The organism is Alicycliphilus denitrificans K601 (assembly GCF_000204645.1).
GTDB lineage: Bacteria > Pseudomonadota > Gammaproteobacteria > Burkholderiales > Burkholderiaceae_C > Alicycliphilus > Alicycliphilus denitrificans.
This window is the reverse complement of record NC_015422.1, coordinates 532,499-546,459: the sequence shown is the minus strand read 5'-3', so window position 1 is coordinate 546,459 and position 13,961 is coordinate 532,499. Positions and strand designations below refer to the sequence as shown.

Genomic DNA, 13,961 nt, shown 5'->3' with positions numbered 1-13,961 from the left:
CGCGCCGCCATGGCCACAAGGCCTTTTTTTCCACATTATGGACAAATCCGCCATTCCGCCATTGCTCCCTACAAACTCCGAAGCCTACGATTTGCGCCAACGGATACACCGTTCGCCCTTTCACAAAGAACGCCCAGGAGACATGCCGATGCAACGACGAATCCTTCTCTCCCACGCATTGCTGTGGGCCTGCGCGGGAGCAGCGCCACTAGCCATCGCGCAGACCGACACGTGGCCCGGCAAGCCAGTCAAGCTGGTGCTGCCCTACCCTCCCGGCGGCAACGTCGATGGCGCGGCACGCATCATCAGCGAGCAGTTGCAGCAACACTTCAAGCAGCCTTTCATCGTGGACAATCGGCCCGGCGCGGGCGGGATGATTGCGGGCGAGGCCGTTGCCAAGTCCACCCCCGATGGGTACACCTTCTTCATGGGGGCCAACGGCCCGATCCTGTTCTCTCCGCTGATCTTCAAGCGCAGCCCCTACGACTGGAAAAAGGACTTCGCGCCCGTGTCGTCCGTCTCGTTCACCCCGCTATTGCTGCAGGTGAACCCCACTACGCCGTACAAGAGCATGGCGGATCTGCTCGCGGCGGCCAAAGCCAACCCAGGCGCGATCACCATGGCGTCCCCAGGAGCGGGCACGACCAATCATCTGGTGAGCGAATACCTGCAGCGCGAAAGCGGCGCGCGCTGGACCACCGTGCACTACAAGGGCAACGCCCCGGCCACCACCGACCTGCTGGGCGGCCAGGTGCAGTTCAACTTCGACCAGTTGTCCGTGGCCCAACAATTCCTGCAAAGCAACCGCACTCGCGCCTTGGTCGTCACGTCACCGAAGCGTCTGCCTCAACTGCCCGACGTTCCCACGCTATCGGAGTCCGGCTTCCCCGGGTTCAGCGCGGAGACCTTCACAGGCATCCTGGCGCCAAAGGGGACGCCCACCGCAATCGTGAACAAACTAGCGGACGCGCTACGGCAGATCCTGTCCGACAAGGGCGTGCAGGACCGCTTCGTCGCACTCGGCTCCGAAGCGCGCGCCACCACGCCCGAGCAATTCACCCAATACCTCACCCAGGAAGACAACCGATGGACACCCATCATCAAGCAAGCGGGAATCACGGCGGATTGAGCACGCCGCTCGGCCGTGCAGCGCCGGTTCGCCGCACCAGCATCTACATCGAGGGCTTCAGCCACAAGAACCCCATTCCGGCCGCCTGCCGTATCGGGCCGCTGGTGGAAAGCGGCAGTGTGCTCGGTACAGATCCCGCCACGGGCCAGATCGCCGATGGCATCGAGGCCCAGTGCCGCTGCATGCTCGACAACATGCGTCGCATCGTCGAAGCGGCTGGCGGCAACACCGCCGATATCGTCAAAGTCACCGTGTGGATGAAGGATCGCACGCAACGCCCCGCACTCAACGCGCCGTGGCTGGAGATGTTCCCCGACGCGGTATCGCGCCCTGCGCGCCATGCCATCCACGCACCCGAGCTCGACATGGGCAAGCTCATCGAATGCAGCTTCACGGCTTACATCGCCTGAACACACCGCCATACCCAGCCATGCCCGACTATCTCCCCTTCGATCCGACGCCCCACGCGCCGCGGCCACTGCCTCCCGCGCTGGCGTGCGACAGCCAATTCCACGTCTTCGGCCCGCGCGAACGCTATCCGGTGCGTCCAGGCGCCGCCTATGAAATGCCCACGGCGACCTGGCAAGTTGCGCAGAAGCTGCATGCCACGCTGGGCGTACAGCGTGGCGTGATCGTGCAAGCGACCACCTATGGCGCGGACCACCAGGTAGTGCTGGACGCCCTGGCCGGCCTCAACGCGAGCGGCAGCCCCCGCCGCTACATGGCCTGCGCCAACGCCGCCGTGCTCGTGGAGCGCGACGACGCCTACCTGCAGCGGTTGCACGATGCCGGCGTGCGCGGTGCGCGCTTCACGCGCGGCGGCCTGGGCATCAGCTTCACGCCACAGCAGCAGGAGCGCGCTTTGGAGCGCGTGCGCGAGCTGGGCTGGTACGTCAAGGTACAGCCGGAGCCGGGTGGCATCGCCGAGCAGATGCAGGCATTCCTGCACCTGCAGGATGTGCCGGTACTCATGGATCACATGGGCCGCGCCAACCCCGAGCTGGGCGAGAACGATCCCAGCCTGGCCTGCATCCTGGAGCTGTTCCAGCGCGGCAATTTCTGGGTGATGCTGTCGCTGTCGGAAAAAATCTCCCGCCAGGGCGCCCCCTGGAACGACGTGGTCCCCCTGGCTCGCCGCCTGATCGATGCTGCCCCCGACCGCTGCGTATGGGGCAGCGACTGGCCGCATCCCGTATCGGTCAAGCAACCGCCCAACGAGGGCGACCTCCTGGAACTGCTCTACCGCTTCGCGCCTGATGCAGAGATGCTGCACAAGATCCTCGTCGCCAACCCCGCCCACTTCTTTGGATTCGAGACGCCATGAAGCTCGTCAGCTACCTCTATGACGACCGGCCCGGCTGGGGCGCCGTGGTCCAAGGGAACCGCATCGTCGAACTGGATCGCCGGCTAGCGGGGTTCGACTCGGTGGCATCGCTGCTCGCATGCGGCGACGCGGCACTGCGCCAAGCCCGATCGCTGGCCGAGCACGAGTCGCCCAGCCTCGATCTGTCCGCCGTGCAACTGCTCCCGCCTGTGCCGATGCCGCGCAAGATTTTCTGCATCGGCGTCAACTACGCGCACCGCAATGCCGAATACAAGGATGGCAGCGATTTGCCCAAGTACCCCAGCATCTTCATGCGCGTGCCTGACTCTTTCGTTGGGCATGGCCAGGCGCTCGTGCAGCCGCACGAATCGCAACAGCTCGACTACGAGGGCGAGATCGGACTCGTGATCGGGCGCGGCGGCCGCCGCATCTCCAAGGCTCAGGCGCTGGCACACATCGGCGGACTGACTTGCGTGAACGAAGGCACCATCCGCGACTGGGTGCACCATGCCAAATTCAACGTTACGCAAGGCAAGAATTTCCATGCATCCGGCGCCGTCGGCCCCTGGCTCGTCACGGCCGACGAGTTTCCCGAGGGTTTCAGCAACGTGCGCGTACGCACCCGGGTCAATGGCGAACTGCGCCAGGACGACACCACGGCGAACCTGATGTTCGACTTTGCCTACCTGATCCACTACCTCTCGACTTTCACGGCGCTTGAGCCTGGCGATCTCATCGTCACCGGCACGCCCATTGGTGCGGGCATCCGCTTCGATCCACCCCGCTTCCTGCGGCCCGGCGACGTGGTGGAGGTGGAAGTCGACGGCGTGGGCACGCTACGCAACATGGTGAAGGCCGAAGCATGAACATGCCGAACTCGTTCCTGTCCCCTGCGCAATTGGAGGCCGCCGCCGAGCAGTTGGAAACGGCCGAGCGCACACGCACGCCCTGCCGTCAATTTTCCTTGCAGTACCCCGGCATGGGCTTCGACGACGCCTACGCCGTGCAGGATGCCTGGATGCGCCTCAAACTGCGCCAAGGCCGCCGCGTTCTGGGGCACAAGATCGGCCTAACCTCCAAGGCCATGCAGCGCGCCGTCAACATCAGCGAACCTGATTTCGGCACGCTGCTCGACGACATGTTCTACCGCGACGGTGCCGCGATCCCCACGGAGAAGTTTCTGCAGTTGCGCATTGAGGCCGAACTGGCCTTCGTGCTCGGCAGGCCGCTGTCCGGCCCCCACTGCACACTGTTCGACGTGCTCGAAGCCACGGCCTACATCACACCCGCCCTGGAGATACTGGATGCGCGTATCCAGCGTGTAGATCCCGCCACTGGCAAGACCCGTACCGTCATCGACACCATATCCGACAACGCGGCCAATGCGGCGCTGGTACTGGGCGGGCGCGCATTCAAGCCCCAGTTGATCGATGCGGATCTACGCCGCATCGGTGCCATCGTGAGCAAGAACGGCGAGGTCGAGGAAACAGGCCTGGCCGCTGGCGTGCTGAACCACCCGGCCTACGGCGTTGCATGGCTTGCCAACCGGCTACACCGCCACGGCATCCAACTGCAGGCGGGAGAAGTGGTGCTCGCGGGTTCGTTCATCCGCCCCATCGACGTGGTCCAAGGCGACACCGTGGTGGCAGACTATGGAGAGTTCGGCACCGTTTCCTGCCACTTCGGATAGACATGCCCCTGACTAATACCTTCAAACACGCCCTGGCCTCCGGCCAGGCGCAGATCGGCCTCTGGTGCACGCTGGCCTCGCCCTACGCGGCGGAACTAGTAGCCGGCTCGGGCTTCGACTGGCTGCTGCTCGATACCGAGCACACGCCAGCCGACGTGCCGCTAGTGCTGCAGCAGCTCCAGGCCGTGGCCGCCGAGCCGCGGCACCGCTCACACCCCGTGGTGCGCGCCGCGTGGAACGACACGGTACTGATCAAGCGCCTGCTGGACATCGGCGCGCAGACGCTGCTGCTGCCCTTCGTGCAGAACGCCGACGAGGCCCGAGCCGCCGTAGCCGCCATGCGCTATGCGCCGCGCGGCATCCGGGGCATGGGCGGCACCATGCGCGCGTCGCACTATGGGCGTGACGTGGATTACGTGCGTGATGCCGAAGGCGAGCTGTGCCTGCTGGTGCAGGTGGAGACGGCCGAGGCGCTGGCGCAGATCGAGGCCATCGCCGCCGTCGATGGCGTGGACGGCATCTTCATCGGCCCGGCGGACCTGTCGGCCAGCATGGGCCACCCCGGCAACGCCGGCCACCCCGAAGTGCGCGCTGCCATCGACGATGCGATCCGCCGCATCCGCACGGCGGGCAAGGCGCCGGGCATCCTCATGGTGGATGGCGCCCGCGCACGCGAATGCATCGCGCTGGGCGCGCAGTTCGTCGCCGTGGGCATGGACATGATCCTGCTGCGCAACGCCGCCGACGACCTGGCCGCGCGCTTCACCGCTGGCGCGTGCGGCGCGGTGGATACGGCGTACTGATTCGGTCCAGCTCTCTCCATGGCGCTACGCGCCACCCGCACCTGTGCCCTGCGCCCCACACGGATTACTTGCCACGCATCTCGCCGCTGTCGTTGTTCAGTGGCGCCACTCCCACCAGCTTGCCGATCTCACGCCGGTTGATCTACCACCACCCCAGGTAGGCCTACGCATGAACCGCAGGTACAGCCAGCGCCAGGCAGGCGCGGCGATGCGGTGGGGTGGTTATGTATGTCGCCTTCTTCTCTTGATGTAATCGCAGCGCTCAGCCGCGCCCGGCCAGCAGCCGCGTGGCGGTATAGGTCATGACCTGCACGCCTTTCTGGTTGAACACGTCGATGCGCGAGGTGACCACCGCGCGCCCGCTCCTGGACGTGGGGCGGATGTCGGTGACCTCCACCATGGCCTCTATGGTGTCGCCCACCACCACGGGGGCCAGTATCTTCTGGTGCAGTTCCAGCATGGCCAGGCCCGTGCCCTGGATCATGGTCTGCAGGATGAAGCCCTCGATCAGCGTGTAGGTCAGCGCGCCCGGCACGGGCCGCCCCGCCATGGCCGCGCCCTCGTAGCCATCTTCTATGAAGATGGCCTCCAGCATGCCGGTCACGCCAATGAATTGCACGAGATCGGTCTCGGTGAGCGTGCGGCGGAAGGTGCGAAAGCGCTGGCCGACCCGCAGGTCCTGCCAGACGAAGCCCTGGCCCAGGCGGGGAGCGGTGTGGTCCATGGTGGTCGTTGTGTCCATATCGTTCGAATAGCGTTCAGTTTTTGGGTTGCGGCACTATGGCGGCCCCCTGGTCCACCAGGGCCTGGATCTGCGGCGCATCCAGGCCCGCCTCGGCCAGCAGGGCGCGCGTGTGCTCGCCCAGGCGCGGCGGCATGGCCACGGGAGGGCGCCGGCCGTCGAAGCGCACGCCCACGCCGGGGAACCGCACCGTGCCCATGGCGGGGTCCTGCACTTCCTCGAAGAACCCGATGGCGGCCAGGTGCTCGTCGCTGCGCAGCTCGTCCAGGCGCGCCACGGGCGCGGCGGGGATCTCCAGCCGCTCGCAGGCGGCGAGCCAGTGGGCGGTCGTCTGCCGCACGACATAGCCCGAGGCCAGTTCCAGCAGCTCCGCGATGTGCGCCGTGCGCGCCGCGATGTCGGTGAAGCGCGGGTCGCTCGCGTGCTGCGGCGCGCCGACCTCGGCGAAGAAGCGCTGCCAGTGCAAGTCGGTGTAGGGCATCATGGCCACGAGGCCGTCCGACGTGCGGTAGGGCCTGCGCCAGGGCGCGAGCACGCGCGGGTAGCCCGGCACGGAGCGCGGTGGCTCGAAATGCTGACCGTAGAAATGCTCGACCAGGTTGAAGCCCACCATGGACTCGAACATGGGCACCTCCACGAACGCGCCCTGCCCCGTGCGCTCGCGCTGCCACAGCGCCGCCAGGATGGCGTGCGCCGCCACGTGGCCGCAGGTCTTGTCGGCGGCGATGGTGGGCAGATAGCGCGCCTCGCCGCTTTGCTGGTCCATCAGGTCCGCCAGGCCCGACATGCCCTGGATCACGTCGTCATACGCCGGGCGGCCCGCATACGGCCCGGGCAGAAAGCCCAGCAGGCTCGCGTAGACCAGCCGGGGATGGCGCGCGCGCAGGGCCTCGGGCGCAAGCCCCAGACCGGCCAGCTTCTGCGGGCGCATGCTGTGCATGAACACGTCCGCCGTGCCTATCAGGGCCTGCAGCGCCTTCTGCGCCGCGGGCTGCTTCAGGTCCAGCGCCACGCTCTTCTTGCTGCGGTTGGAGCCCAGGAACATGGCCGCCATGCCCGGCTCCGCCGCGGGCCCGGTGTGGCGCGTCGAGTCGCCCTTGGGCGGCTCGATCTTGACGACCTCGGCGCCATAGTCGGCCAGCACCTGGCTGGCCAGCGGACCAAAGATGACGCTGGACAGGTCCAGTACCCGCACCCCCTGCAAAGGCCTCATGCACAACTCTCCACCTGCTCGATAAGTGGCAGGGATTATTGGAAGCTCACTTGCAGGCGTCCAATATTTATTAACCCGTTTGTGATACGCGTTGGATATCGACGCATGCCCGACGACCCGCGTCGCTCAGTCTTCTGCGCCGCCCATGATTCCCTCCGCGTTTTCCCTAGTCCTTACGAGCGCCCTTTGCAAGCCAACGCTCAGCTGGCGGGGCCATCATGCTGGAATCATGAAGATCGCCCTGCTTTCCGACATCCACGCCAACCTGCAGGCCCTCGAAGCCTGCCTGGAACATGCCCGCGCCCACGGTGCGCGGCAATTCGCCCTGCTGGGCGACCTGGTGGGCTATGGCGCCGATCCCGGTCCGGTGCTCGACCGCGTGATGCAGCTCGTGGCCGAAGGCACGCCGTGCGTGCGCGGCAACCATGACGCGGCCGCCGTCGCACCGCCCGCCGTGGCCGAGAACCTGGGCGAGCAAAGCGCGCAATGGACCCATCCGCGGCTGAACGCGCGGCAGCTCGCCTTCCTCGCCGGCCTGCCGCTGGCCGCGCGCATGGGGATGGACGCGCTGCTGGTGCACGCCAGCGCCGACGGCCCCGAACGCTGGCACTACGTGGCCGACGGCAACGCGGCCGAGCGCTCCATGGCCGCGGCCACGCAAATGGACCCGGCCATCCGCTACGTGTTCAGCGGCCATGTGCACGAGCAGGCGCTGTACTTCCTCACGCCCACGGCCAAGCTGATGCGCTTCTCCCCGCAGCCGGGCGTGCCCGTGCCCGTACCGCCGCACCGCCAGTGGCTGGCCATCGTGGGCTCGTGCGGCCAGCCGCGCGATGGCGACACGCGCGCCATGTACGCGCTGTTCGACCCGGACGCGGCCACCATCACCTTCCAGCGCGTGCCCTACGACCACATGGCGGCCGCGGCGGCGGTGCGCGCCGGCGGCCTGCCGGCCTTCTTCGCCGACAGGCTGGAAAAGGGCCGGTAGGACATGAAACTGCTCACGCCCGGCACCGAGATCGACGGCTTCGTGGTGCACGAGTGCATACACGCCGGCGGCATGGCCCACATCTATCGCGTGGGCTATGCCAATGCCGCGCGCAATCCGGGGTTTCCGCTGGCCATGAAGATCCCGCGCATGACGGCGGGCGACGGGGCCGAGAACATCGTGAGCTTCGAGGTCGAGCTCACCATCCTGCCCACGCTGTCGGGCCACCACGTTCCGCGCTTCGTGGCCGCGGGCGACCTGATGCGTCTGCCCTACCTGGTCATGGAATACGTGGAGGGCCGCACGCTGCAGCACTGGCTGGAGGAGCACCCGCGCACGCTCACGCCCGAAGGCGCGCTGCAGGACACGGCCGACATCGCCCGCATCGGCAGCGCCATGGCCCTGGCCGCGCACAGCATCCACCAGCAGAACGTGTGCCACCTGGACCTGAAGCCCGCCAACGTGCTGCTGCGCGAAGGCGGCAGCGTGGTGCTGCTGGACTTCGGCCTGTCGTGCCACGCGCACTACCCCGACCTGCTGGCCGAGGAGATGCGCAAGGCCGTGGGCTCGCCCACCTGGATCGCACCCGAGCAGGTCGTGGGCGTGCGCGGCGACCTGCGCAGCGACATCTTCGCCATCGGCGTCATGCTCTACGAGATGGCCACGGGCGAGCTGCCGTTCGGCGCGCCCGCCACCCAGGGCGGCATGCGCCAGCGCCTGTGGATGACGCCCGCGCCGCCGCGCCAGCACCGCCCCGACCTGCCCGAATGGCTGCAGGAGGTGATCCTGCGCTGCCTGGAACCCGAGGCCGCGCAGCGCTACCCCTCGGCCGCGCACCTCGCCTTCGACCTGGCCAACCCCGAGCAGGTGCCCATCACCGAGCGCGGGCGGCGCCTGCGCGGGCCGGGCCTGGCCGTGCATTTCAAGCGCTGGATCAAAGCCGCGGGCATGCACTACCAGCCCAGCCCGCTGCCCGCGCGCCAGATCGAGCAGGTGCCCATCGTCATGGTGGCCGTGCCGCACGACGACGTGACGGACGCCACGCTGTACTCGCTACGCGAGGCGGCGGCCCGCTCGCTGGGCATACGCCCCGGCGCGCGCCTGGCCTGCGTGACGGTGATCTCGCCCTCGGCCAGCAGCACGTCGGACAGCGCGCGCAGCGAGACCATGCTGCACCGCACGCACCTGGCGCGCCTCAAGCAATGGGCTGCGGGACTGGACCTGTCGCGCCACAGCGCCAGCTACCACGTGCTGGAGGCCGGCGACGTGGCCCAGGCCCTGGTGCGCTACGCCGAGGGCAACCGTGTGGGCATGATGATCCTGGGCGCGGCCACGCACGGGCTGCAGCTGCAGCGCTTCATCGACACCGTGCCGATCCGCGTGGCGCGCGACGCGCCGTGCACGGTCATCCTCGTCAAGCAGCAGTTGCCGTTCGACGCCCTGGGCCAGTGACCAGGCGCGCGACAATCGCCGCATGACCACGCTCGCCGCCCACGACACGCCCCTCCACCCCTACGCCACCCTCACGCCCGACCTGGTGCTGGACGCATTGGCCAGCGTGGGCCTGCACGGCGACGGGCGGCTGATGGCGCTGGGCTCGTACGAGAACCGCGTCTACCAGGTGACGCTGGAGGACGGCAGCCGCGTGGTCGCCAAGTTCTACCGCCCGGGCCGCTGGAGCGAGGCGCAGATACTGGAGGAACACGCCTTCGCCCTCGAACTCGCGGGCGCCGAGGTGCCCGTGGTCGCGCCGCTGCTGCTGCAGGGCCGTAGCCTGCACCGCCACGCGGGCTTCGACTTTGCGGTCAGCCCCTGGCGCGGCGGGCGCATGCCGGAGCTCGACGACTTCGAAGTGCTGGAGTGGCTGGGCCGCTACCTCGCGCGCATCCACAACGTGGGCGCTGCGCGGCCCTTTGTCCATCGCCCGCGGCTGGACCTGCCCGGCTTCGGCCAGGAGCCGCGCGACTGGCTGCTGGGCGCGCAGGCCATCCCCATGGACCAGCAGTCGGCCTGGCGCGACGCCTGCGACGAAGCTCTTGAATTGATAGCTGCTGGCGCCCGACCATCAAGCACCGGAGGCCTATTTGGCTTGAAAGACGCCACCACCATCCGCCTGCACGGCGACTGCCACCCCGGCAACGTGCTGTGGACGCCCGTGGATGACGCCGGCCACGGCGGCCCGCACTTCGTGGACCTGGACGACGCGCGCATGGGCCCGGCCGTGCAGGACCTGTGGATGCTGCTGTCGGGCGACCGGCGCCAAAGAACCATGCAATTGGCCACGCTGCTGGACGGCTACGAGCAGCTGCGCCCCTTCGACCGGCGCGAGCTGGCGCTCATCGAGCCGCTGCGCACGCTGCGCCTGATCCACTACAGCGCGTGGCTTGCGCGGCGCTGGAGCGACCCGATCTTCCCGCTCAACTTCCCCTGGTTCGGCAGCAGCGACTATTGGCGCGGCCAGGTAGACATGCTGCGCGAGCAGATCGAGGCGATGCGCGAAGAGCCGCTGGCGGCCTGATCAATCCGCCTTGGCGCCAGAGATCTTCACCAGCTTCTGGATCACGGGATCGACGGCGTCGAAATCCTTGTGGAACTGTGCCGCCCCGCCCGGGACGGACTCCAGGCCGAAGACCTGGAAGCGCGCCTTCATGGCGGTGGAGTGGATGATCTCCACCGCCTCTTTCTCCAAGCGCTGCACGATGGGCTTGGGCGTGCCCGCGGGCGCCAGCAGAGTGAACCAGGCGACGGTGTTGAACTCGGGGTCGGCAAAGCCCTGCTCGGCCATGGTGGCCACGTCCGGCAGTTCGGCCAGGCGCTTGGGGCCGAAGATGGCGATCGGCCGCACACGATTGTCCTTGAGCACGCCCTGGGCCGCCGCGATCGTACCCAGGCCCCAGGACACCACGCCGCCCGCCAGGTCCTGGATGTGCGGCGCCTCGCTCTTGTAGGCCACGTGGGTCATGTCCAGCTTGCGCGAGTCGCTCAGGTAGGCGCTCATCAGGTGGCCCGCCGAACCCTGGCCGTAAGAGCCGTAGTTGATCTTGCCCTTGTTGGCCTGCGCCCAGGCCATGAAGTCCTTCATGTTCTTGACCGGCACGTTGGCGTTGACCATCATCACCAGGCTCGTGGACGCGAGCTGGGTGATGAACTCGAAGTCCTTGCGGATGTCGTAGGGCACCTTGGCGAAGATGTGGTGTGCGTAGAACACGGGCGTGGAATAGGCCACCAGCAGCGTGTAGCCATCGGGAGCGGCGCGGGCCACGGCCTGGGTGCCCAGCATGCCCGAGGCGCCGGTCTTGTTGTCCACCACCACCGCCTGGCCCAGACGCTTGCCCAGCTGATCGGCCAGCACGCGCGCCACCACGTCCGTGCCGCCACCCGCGCCGGCCGGCACCACCAGGGTGATGGGGCGGTTGGGGTAGTTACTCGTCTGCGCCTGTGCGGCACCCGTAAAACCCAGGGCCAGGGCCACGGTGGCCAGTACGGTCTTGATCCTCATGCAGCGTCTCCCGTTCAAAAAGGAAACGATGGTGCAGGTGCGAGCGGCCCACGGCCATTGGGGGATACCTCCAGGGGGGGCCGCGCAAGACGCTCAGCAGCGCCCCTCCACCCTGCAGGCCGGGACGATCCGGCCGCTGGAATCGCGCCACTGGATCTCGCCGCCGCCGGGCGCAGGGGCCGCTGGCTGTGCGGGCGCAGAAGGCGCTTCGGCAGGGGTTGCCGCGGGCTGCCCCGGGTCGTGCAGCACGGTGGACGTGCCCACCCCTGCGCCGACGCGGGCCCCGCCCACGCCGGTGGATACGCCGACGCCCGCACCGCCCAGCACCTGCCCGCGCTGGTTCACCCCGACGCCTACGCCCAGCGGCCCTGCGCCCGCGCCCACGCCGGCGCTGATGCCGCCGCTGCCCACCCCCACGCCCACGGATACCGGGCCGACGGGGATGCCGACGCCCACGCCGGCGCCCACGGACCCGCAGCCCTGCAGCATGGCGGCCAGCACCAGCGCGGCCCAGGGCAGCGCCCCGGCGGCGCGGCCCTGCCGGCCGTCACGGGTGAGGGCATTCGGCGCGGTCTTCATGTCCGGGCATCCGCGGGCGGTCCGGGGCTGCATCACACGAGCAGCGCGTTCACCCGCTTGACGTAGGCCGCGGGGTCCTCGGGCAGGCCACCCTCGGCCAGCAGCGCCTGGTCGAACAGGATGTTGGCCAGGTCGTGGAAGTGCACGCTGCCGTCGAGCTTCTTGACCAGCGGGTGCTCGGGGTTCACCTCCAGCACGGGCTTGGCATCGGGCGCGCTCTGGCCGGCCTGCTTCAGCAGGCGCGCGAGCTGCATGCTCATGCCGCCGTCCTGCACCACCAGGCACGCGGGCGAATCGACGAGGCGCGTGGTCACGCGCACGTCCTCGGCCTTGTCCTTGAGGGCCTCCTTGAGCCTGGCCAGCACGGGCTTGAACTGCTCGGCTGCCTCTTCGGCGGCCTTCTTCTCGGCCTCGTCCTGCAGCTTGCCCAGGTCCACCGCGCCCTTGGCCACGCTCTGCAGCGGCGTGCCGTCGAAGTCGTGCAGGAAGTTCAGCGCCCACTCGTCCACGCGGTCGGTCATGAGCAGCACCTCGATGCCCTTCTTCTTGAAGACTTCGAGCTGCGGGCTGTTCTTGGCTGCGGCCAGGGTGTCGGCGGTGATGTAGTAGATGGCCTCCTGCCCTTCCTTCATGCGCGCCTTGTAGTCGGCGAAGGACACGCTCGCGCTGTCGGTGCTGGTGGAGGCGAAGCGCAGCAATTTGGCGATGCGCTCGCGGTTGGCGAAGTCCTCGCCCAGGCCCTCCTTGAGCACGGCGCCGAACTCCGTGTAGAACTGCGTGTACTTGCCCTCCTTGGCCTTGTCCTCCTCGCTCACCACGTCGGTCACGCCCTCGGCATCTGTCGATGCCTCGTGCCTGTCATGCTTGGCCAGGTCTTCGAGCATGGCGAGCACGCGCTTGACCGAGCCGTCACGGATCAGGCGCACGTCGCGGCTTTCCTGCAGCAGCTCGCGGCTCACGTTGAGCGGCAGGTCGTTCGAGTCGATCACGCCCTTGACGAAGCGCAGGTAGCTGGGCATGAGCGCCTCGGCGTCGTCCATGATGAACACGCGCTTCACGTAGAGCTTCACGCCGGCCTTCTTGTCGCGGTTCCACAGGTCGAACGGCGCCTTGGCGGGGATGTAGAGCAGTTGCGTGTACTCGGTGTTACCCTCCACGCGGTTGTGGCTCCATGTGAGCGGGTTCTCGAAGTCGTGGCTGATGGTCTTGTAGAAGTCCTGGTACTGCTCGGCGGTGATCTCCTTCTTGGGCCGCGTCCACAGCGCGCTGGCCTTGTTCACCGTCTCCCACTCGCCGGTCTTGACCATCTGGCCGGGCTCGCCTTCCTTTTCGCCCTCCTTCCACTCCTCCTTCTCCATGAGGATGGGCAGGCTGATGTGGTCGGAATATTTGCCGATGATCTGCTTGAGTTTCCAGGCGTTCAGATAGTCGCCCGCATCGTCACGCAGGTGCAGGATCACGCTGGTGCCGCGCGCCGGGCGTTCGATCTGCTCCACCTCGAAGTCGCCCGCGCCACCGCTCGTCCAGCGCACGCCCTGGCCGGCGGGCAGACCCGCGCGGCGGCTCTCCACGGTGATCCTGTCGGCCACGATGAAGCCCGAGTAGAAGCCCACTCCGAACTGGCCGATGAGCTGGCCCTGCTCGCTGGCCGTGGCCTTCTGGTCGCCCGTCAGGCGGCTCATGAATTCCTTGGTGCCGCTCTTGGCGATGGTGCCCAGGTGGTCGACGGCCTCCTGCTCGCTCATGCCGATGCCGTTGTCGGTGATGGTGATCGTGCGCGCCTCCGTGTCGAAGGCCACGCGCACCTCCAGGTTGGGCGCGTCCTCGTAGAGCGCGGCGTCATTCAGCGCCTCGAAGCGCAGCTTGTCGCAGGCGTCGGAGGCGTTGGAGATCAGCTCGCGCAGGAAAATTTCCTTGTTCGAATACAGCGAGTGCGTGACCAGGTGCAACAGCTGTGCGACTTCGGCCTGAAACGAATGTGTGTGCTTGCTCAT

Annotated in this window: 14 protein-coding genes; 9 read left to right on the top strand and 5 right to left on the bottom strand. The window is 67.8% G+C overall.

The genetic code is table 11. The features are described from left to right. Positions 1–148: 148 nt before the first annotated feature. From ALIDE2_RS02600 to ALIDE2_RS02575, 6 genes are read left to right on the top strand one after another with little or no spacing between them, the layout of a single operon-like run. On the top strand, positions 149–1,129 hold the full coding sequence (locus tag ALIDE2_RS02600; protein WP_013721318.1) for a Bug family tripartite tricarboxylate transporter substrate binding protein: 981 nt from the start codon (positions 149–151) through the stop codon (positions 1,127–1,129). Next, the gene (locus tag ALIDE2_RS02595) at positions 1,087–1,539 is read left to right on the top strand and encodes a RidA family protein (RefSeq protein ID WP_013721317.1); all 453 of its coding nucleotides are present in this window, start codon (positions 1,087–1,089) and stop codon (positions 1,537–1,539) included. The genes ALIDE2_RS02600 and ALIDE2_RS02595 overlap by 43 nt, the downstream gene beginning before the upstream one ends. A gap of 20 nt (positions 1,540–1,559) precedes the next feature. After that, positions 1,560–2,453, top strand: a complete 894-nt coding sequence (locus ALIDE2_RS02590; RefSeq protein ID WP_013721316.1) for an amidohydrolase family protein — start codon at positions 1,560–1,562, stop codon at positions 2,451–2,453. Next, complete coding sequence (locus ALIDE2_RS02585) at positions 2,450–3,319, top strand: fumarylacetoacetate hydrolase family protein (RefSeq protein ID WP_013721315.1); 870 nt, start codon at positions 2,450–2,452, stop codon at positions 3,317–3,319. The genes ALIDE2_RS02590 and ALIDE2_RS02585 overlap by 4 nt, the downstream gene beginning before the upstream one ends. Continuing rightward, the gene (hpaH, locus tag ALIDE2_RS02580) at positions 3,316–4,143 is read left to right on the top strand and encodes a 2-oxo-hept-4-ene-1,7-dioate hydratase (RefSeq protein WP_013721314.1); all 828 of its coding nucleotides are present in this window, start codon (positions 3,316–3,318) and stop codon (positions 4,141–4,143) included. Before ALIDE2_RS02585 ends, hpaH begins: the two co-directional genes overlap by 4 nt. Before the next feature lie 2 nt (positions 4,144–4,145). Further along, the gene (locus tag ALIDE2_RS02575) at positions 4,146–4,946 is read left to right on the top strand and encodes an aldolase/citrate lyase family protein (RefSeq protein WP_013721313.1); all 801 of its coding nucleotides are present in this window, start codon (positions 4,146–4,148) and stop codon (positions 4,944–4,946) included. A 262-nt stretch (positions 4,947–5,208) separates the two neighbouring features. Here ALIDE2_RS02575 and ALIDE2_RS02570 read toward each other — a convergent pair whose 3' ends face one another. Both ALIDE2_RS02570 and ALIDE2_RS02565 read right to left on the bottom strand, forming a co-directional pair. Further along, on the bottom strand, positions 5,209–5,670 hold the full coding sequence (locus tag ALIDE2_RS02570; protein ID WP_013721312.1) for a MaoC family dehydratase: 462 nt from the start codon (positions 5,668–5,670) through the stop codon (positions 5,209–5,211). A gap of 34 nt (positions 5,671–5,704) precedes the next feature. Continuing rightward, positions 5,705–6,901, bottom strand: a complete 1,197-nt coding sequence (locus tag ALIDE2_RS02565) for a CaiB/BaiF CoA transferase family protein (protein ID WP_013721311.1) — start codon at positions 6,899–6,901, stop codon at positions 5,705–5,707. Positions 6,902–7,130: 229 nt separating this feature from the next. Between ALIDE2_RS02565 and ALIDE2_RS02560 the strand changes: the two genes are divergently transcribed. Genes ALIDE2_RS02560 through ALIDE2_RS02550 form a run of 3 tightly spaced genes read left to right on the top strand, consistent with a single transcriptional unit; the run spans position 7,131 to position 10,407 of the window. Then, positions 7,131–7,889 carry a metallophosphoesterase family protein gene (locus tag ALIDE2_RS02560; RefSeq protein WP_013721310.1) on the top strand — a complete coding sequence of 253 codons (759 nt, stop codon included), beginning with the start codon at positions 7,131–7,133 and terminating at the stop codon, positions 7,887–7,889. Positions 7,890–7,892: 3 nt separating this feature from the next. Continuing rightward, positions 7,893–9,341, top strand: coding sequence for a serine/threonine protein kinase (locus tag ALIDE2_RS02555; protein WP_013517454.1), 1,449 nt, complete (start codon positions 7,893–7,895; stop codon positions 9,339–9,341). Between the two features lie 22 nt (positions 9,342–9,363). Further along, positions 9,364–10,407, top strand: a complete 1,044-nt coding sequence (locus tag ALIDE2_RS02550) for a serine/threonine protein kinase (protein WP_013721309.1) — start codon at positions 9,364–9,366, stop codon at positions 10,405–10,407. On the opposite strand, the gene ALIDE2_RS02545 is transcribed toward ALIDE2_RS02550, so the two are convergent. The 3 genes from ALIDE2_RS02545 to htpG all read right to left on the bottom strand — a co-directional run bounded on the left by ALIDE2_RS02545 (position 10,408) and on the right by htpG (position 13,961). Next, complete coding sequence (locus ALIDE2_RS02545) at positions 10,408–11,388, bottom strand: Bug family tripartite tricarboxylate transporter substrate binding protein (RefSeq protein ID WP_013517452.1); 981 nt, start codon at positions 11,386–11,388, stop codon at positions 10,408–10,410. 93 nt (positions 11,389–11,481) lie between these two features. Further along, positions 11,482–11,967 (bottom strand): hypothetical protein, encoded by a 486-nt coding sequence (locus ALIDE2_RS02540; protein WP_013721308.1) that lies wholly within the window; start codon positions 11,965–11,967, stop codon positions 11,482–11,484. Positions 11,968–11,999: 32 nt separating this feature from the next. Next, the gene (gene htpG, locus ALIDE2_RS02535; protein WP_013517450.1) at positions 12,000–13,961 is read right to left on the bottom strand and encodes a molecular chaperone HtpG; all 1,962 of its coding nucleotides are present in this window, start codon (positions 13,959–13,961) and stop codon (positions 12,000–12,002) included.

Coding starts and splice junctions, on each gene's coding strand:
- ALIDE2_RS02540 (WP_013721308.1), bottom strand. CDS start 11,967: ATGAAGACCGCGCCGAATGCCCTCACCCGTGACGGCCGGCAGGGCCGC.
- ALIDE2_RS02595 (WP_013721317.1), top strand. CDS start 1,087: ATGGACACCCATCATCAAGCAAGCGGGAATCACGGCGGATTGAGCACG.
- ALIDE2_RS02555 (WP_013517454.1), top strand. CDS start 7,893: ATGAAACTGCTCACGCCCGGCACCGAGATCGACGGCTTCGTGGTGCAC.
- hpaH (WP_013721314.1), top strand. CDS start 3,316: ATGAACATGCCGAACTCGTTCCTGTCCCCTGCGCAATTGGAGGCCGCC.
- htpG (WP_013517450.1), bottom strand. CDS start 13,961: ATGAGCAAGCACACACATTCGTTTCAGGCCGAAGTCGCACAGCTGTTG.
- ALIDE2_RS02600 (WP_013721318.1), top strand. CDS start 149: ATGCAACGACGAATCCTTCTCTCCCACGCATTGCTGTGGGCCTGCGCG.
- ALIDE2_RS02570 (WP_013721312.1), bottom strand. CDS start 5,670: ATGGACCACACCGCTCCCCGCCTGGGCCAGGGCTTCGTCTGGCAGGAC.
- ALIDE2_RS02550 (WP_013721309.1), top strand. CDS start 9,364: ATGACCACGCTCGCCGCCCACGACACGCCCCTCCACCCCTACGCCACC.
- ALIDE2_RS02585 (WP_013721315.1), top strand. CDS start 2,450: ATGAAGCTCGTCAGCTACCTCTATGACGACCGGCCCGGCTGGGGCGCC.
- ALIDE2_RS02590 (WP_013721316.1), top strand. CDS start 1,560: ATGCCCGACTATCTCCCCTTCGATCCGACGCCCCACGCGCCGCGGCCA.
- ALIDE2_RS02560 (WP_013721310.1), top strand. CDS start 7,131: ATGAAGATCGCCCTGCTTTCCGACATCCACGCCAACCTGCAGGCCCTC.
- ALIDE2_RS02565 (WP_013721311.1), bottom strand. CDS start 6,901: ATGAGGCCTTTGCAGGGGGTGCGGGTACTGGACCTGTCCAGCGTCATC.
- ALIDE2_RS02575 (WP_013721313.1), top strand. CDS start 4,146: ATGCCCCTGACTAATACCTTCAAACACGCCCTGGCCTCCGGCCAGGCG.
- ALIDE2_RS02545 (WP_013517452.1), bottom strand. CDS start 11,388: ATGAGGATCAAGACCGTACTGGCCACCGTGGCCCTGGCCCTGGGTTTT.